Here is a 3,774-nt window from a genome sequence, read left to right as displayed (position 1 = left end):
GGGAATCTATGAAAAAGAAAAAGGAGGCTGAAAAATGGTCAGTCAAGAAGCAGTAGTCTTTTTGGCATTATCCGGGGCTATTGCGTTTCTGTTGCCAATCGGGCTGATTGTATGGTTTAAGCGAAAGTATGGCGCCTCGCTTAAAGTGTTTTTTATTGGCGCTCTCACGTTTTTTGTCTTCGCTCAGCTGCTGGAAGGCGGCGTTCATGTTTATGTACTGCAAGTGAATGAAATGACGAAAGAAGCGATGAAGCATCCATTATGGTATGGCATTTACGGCTGCTTGATGGCCGGAATTTTTGAGGAGTGCGGAAGGTATTTGATGATGCGATTTTTTATGAAGCGCCATCATACCTGGGCGGATGGTCTGGCTTTCGGGGCCGGCCATGGCGGGCTTGAAGCCATCCTGATTACAGGCTTGTCCTCTATCTCACTTATTGTATACGCATTTGCAATCAATAGCGGGACGTTTGAACAGCTTTTGGTCAATGGCGACGTCAAACAGGCGCTTTTGCCGATACAGGAGCAGCTGCTGCATACTCCTTCGTATGAATGGATGCTGGGCGGAATAGAAAGAATCAGTGCCATTGCCGTCCAAATTGGTCTGTCTCTGCTTGTTTTGTACGCGGTTAAAAGCCGCCGGCCGCTGTTTTTGTTGTATTCTATTCTTTTACATGCACTGTTTAATGTACCGGCGGTTTTATATCAGAGAGGAATCATAGAGCATGCTGCTGCTGTTGAAATCATTGTTGCTCTTATAGCGGCTTTATCAGTTTATTGGATTGTAAAAGCAAAAAGGGTGTTTCAATAAAAGGTCCAAGCAGCAGCAATGCCCGCTTGGAAAAATGTGAATGGAAATATTCATTAAGCATGGGTCATCAGAATATTTCTGATTCAGTCTTTAGCAATGACAGCAAGAATGTCTGTGTTTTTTACAAGAGAAACAATGGTGTTTCTTTTTCTTCTTCTCGCAAGGGTCATGGCATTCTTTCTTTTTCTTGCAATGGTCGTGGAAATCTTTATCGAACCACTCGTCAAAGAACCAAAAATCATCGAACCAATCGTGACAACGACATTTCTGTTCATGTGAATGACGACAGCACATAGAAATCCCTCCTCTTCCCATGCTCTCTACAGCATATGAGAGATTGATAGGAAAAGATTGGACGGGTCCCTCGGGAAAAGAGTATATTTTAAGTAGAAACTAAAAGGAGGAATGCCCTATGACGTCCGTACGTAAAACGATGGAGCTCATTAAAGAACTGGTATCGATCCCAAGCCCGACAGGAAATACATATGAGGTGATCAATTATATTGAAAGCCTTTTAAAAGAATGGAAGGTAGAAACGGTTCGGAACCACAAGGGCGGCTTAATTGCAACGCTTCCAGGACGCGACACATCCCGGCATCGCATGCTGACAGCGCACGTTGACACCCTCGGCGCTATGGTGAAGGAAATTAAAGCGGACGGCCGGCTGAAAATCGACTTAATCGGCGGGTTTCGCTACAACTCGATTGAGGGGGAGTATTGCCAAATTGAAACCGCCTCGGGAAAAATGTACACAGGCACAATTTTAATGCACCAAACGTCTGTGCACGTATACAAAGACGCGGGAAAGGCTGAGCGAAATCAAGAGAATATGGAGATCCGCCTAGATGAACCTGTTCACTGCCGGAAAGATACGGAGGAGCTTGGCATTGGCGTCGGAGACTTTGTGTCATTTGATCCACGTGTCGAGATCACATCAAGCGGATTTATTAAATCGCGCCATTTGGATGACAAAGCAAGCGTCGCCTTATTGCTCCGCTTAATTCATGAAATTCAAACAGAAGACATTGAGCTGCCGTATACAACCCATTTTCTTATTTCCAATAATGAAGAAATCGGTTACGGCGGGAATTCGAATATTCCTCCTGAAACAGTTGAATATTTGGCGGTTGATATGGGGGCTATCGGTGACGGGCAGGCGACAGATGAATATTCAGTATCAATCTGTGTGAAGGATGCGAGCGGGCCGTATCATTATCAGCTCAGAAAGCATTTAGTTCAATTAGCCGAGAAGCATCATATCGACTATAAGCTTGATATCTATCCGTACTACGGGTCTGATGCGTCAGCAGCGATCAAATCCGGGCATGATATTGTGCATGGCCTCATAGGGCCGGGAATTGATGCTTCCCATGCATTTGAACGCACCCATAAATCATCTCTTCGCCATACCGCTAAGCTTCTGTATTACTATGTACAGTCACCAATGGTATAAGGGGGAGGACCAATGAAGATTTATAAGCTGAAAAGCACATTCGGTTGGGAAGGTGATGACGGGTTGGGAGAACAGCTGATTCAGCAGATCCTTGCCGGAGAAAAAACCGCCACGTGCGCGCCGAAATCATTGTATTCAAAAGATGAATTGAGGGACGTTTATCAAACAGCGGGTCAGCTTGTTACCGTTTATGATAAACATGACAATCCAAGATGCAATATAAAAGTAACAGATGTCTTTGAAACCACCTTTGGTGCGCCTGATATGAGGTTAGTCAAAGGAGAGGGCAATGGAGACCGAATTGAGGAGTTTCAAGAGGATCATCGGATGGCATGGGCGGAACTGATCAAAAGCGGTGAACTGGAGCTGAATGAGGATACTGTTTTGATTACAGAGTTGTTTGTGCTTGTTAAAGATTAAAAAAGCCTGCGGGGCAAGATCCCCGCAGGCTTTTCATTAACCAGAAATGGTTGCGTTTTGTTCTGTTTTCGATTGGGACATAACAGTTTCTGCTTTCGCAGGATTAAACATGCCTTCCCATTTAGACATCACAACGGCAGCAAGCGCGTTACCAGTCAGGTTGACAACTGTTCGTGCCATATCCATGATGCGGTCTACGCCGGCAATAAAGGCAAGTCCTTCAGCCGGAACGCCGATGGTGCCAAGCGTTGCAAGCAAGACAACAAAAGAAGTACCAGGCACGGCAGCCATCCCTTTAGATGTCACCATTAAGACGAGCACAAGCGTAATCTGGTGCCAAATCGTCAAATCAATGCCATATACCTGTGCTAAAAAGAGTGCGGCAATAGATTGATAGAGAACGGAACCGTCTAAGTTAAACGTGTAACCGATCGGAATGACAAATGAAACAATGCCTTTCGGACATCCGATTTTCTCCATTTTTTCCATGATGCGCGGAAGAACCGTTTCAGAGCTGGACGTACTGAACGCCAGTAAGATTTCGTCCTTCATGTAAGCAAGGAACTTGAAGATGCTGATGCCGGCAATTTTTGCGACAATCCCGAAAATAACAATTAAGAAGAAAGCAAGCGCGACATAAACCAATCCGACGAGCTTTCCGAGAGAGATAAGAGAACCGAGTCCGAATTTAGACACAGTCACTCCGATAAGAGCGAAAACGCCGAATGGCGCCACTTTCATCACAAGGTTTACAACGTGGAACATGGCATGGGATACACCTTCAAAAAAGGCTAATACAGGCTTGCCTCTTTCACCGATCGCGGAAATACCCAATGCAAATAGTACTGTAAAGCAGATGATGGCTAGAAGATCCCCTTCGACCAATGACTGGAAGAAGTTTGTCGGCACAATATGGAGGAACGTTTCCGCCACTGATTTATTACTTTGTTCTTTTTCAGTTTCAACATATTGACTGATGTCCGATTTTTGAGCTTCGTGTATATTAACTCCTGTACCCGGATGGAAGATGTTTGCAAGGGCTAGTCCGAGAATAATGGCAAAAGTCGTGATGAACTCGAAGTACAGAATC

The 3,774-nt window shown here is 44.9% G+C and carries 5 protein-coding genes; 4 read left to right on the top strand and 1 reads right to left on the bottom strand.

What is annotated here, in order from left to right; all coding sequences use genetic code 11:
* The first annotated feature begins 34 nt into the window (after positions 1 to 34).
* From RAC86_RS36360 to RAC86_RS36345, 4 genes are all read left to right on the top strand, one after another.
* The gene (locus RAC86_RS36360; protein WP_377886749.1) at positions 35 to 811 is read left to right on the top strand and encodes a YhfC family intramembrane metalloprotease; all 777 of its coding nucleotides are present in this window, start codon (positions 35 to 37) and stop codon (positions 809 to 811) included.
* A gap of 114 nt (positions 812 to 925) precedes the next feature.
* Positions 926 to 1,090 carry a hypothetical protein gene (locus RAC86_RS36355; protein ID WP_170295641.1) on the top strand — a complete coding sequence of 55 codons (165 nt, stop codon included), beginning with the start codon at positions 926 to 928 and terminating at the stop codon, positions 1,088 to 1,090.
* Positions 1,091 to 1,223: 133 nt separating this feature from the next.
* Positions 1,224 to 2,264: a M42 family metallopeptidase gene (locus tag RAC86_RS36350; RefSeq protein ID WP_009966936.1), complete on the top strand. Its 1,041-nt coding sequence runs from the start codon at positions 1,224 to 1,226 to the stop codon at positions 2,262 to 2,264.
* A gap of 12 nt (positions 2,265 to 2,276) precedes the next feature.
* Entirely contained in the window at positions 2,277 to 2,684 is a 408-nt protein-coding gene (locus tag RAC86_RS36345) for an ASCH domain-containing protein (RefSeq protein WP_003233192.1), read from the top strand.
* A 36-nt stretch (positions 2,685 to 2,720) separates the two neighbouring features.
* On the opposite strand, the gene gltT is transcribed toward RAC86_RS36345, so the two are convergent.
* A partial coding sequence (gene gltT, locus RAC86_RS36340; RefSeq protein WP_377886747.1) for a glutamate/proton symporter GltT occupies positions 2,721 to 3,774 on the bottom strand: 1,054 nt, incomplete at its 5' end.

This window comes from Bacillus sp. LR_5 (genome assembly GCF_042709275.1).
This window is presented reverse-complemented; position numbering and strand designations above follow the sequence as displayed.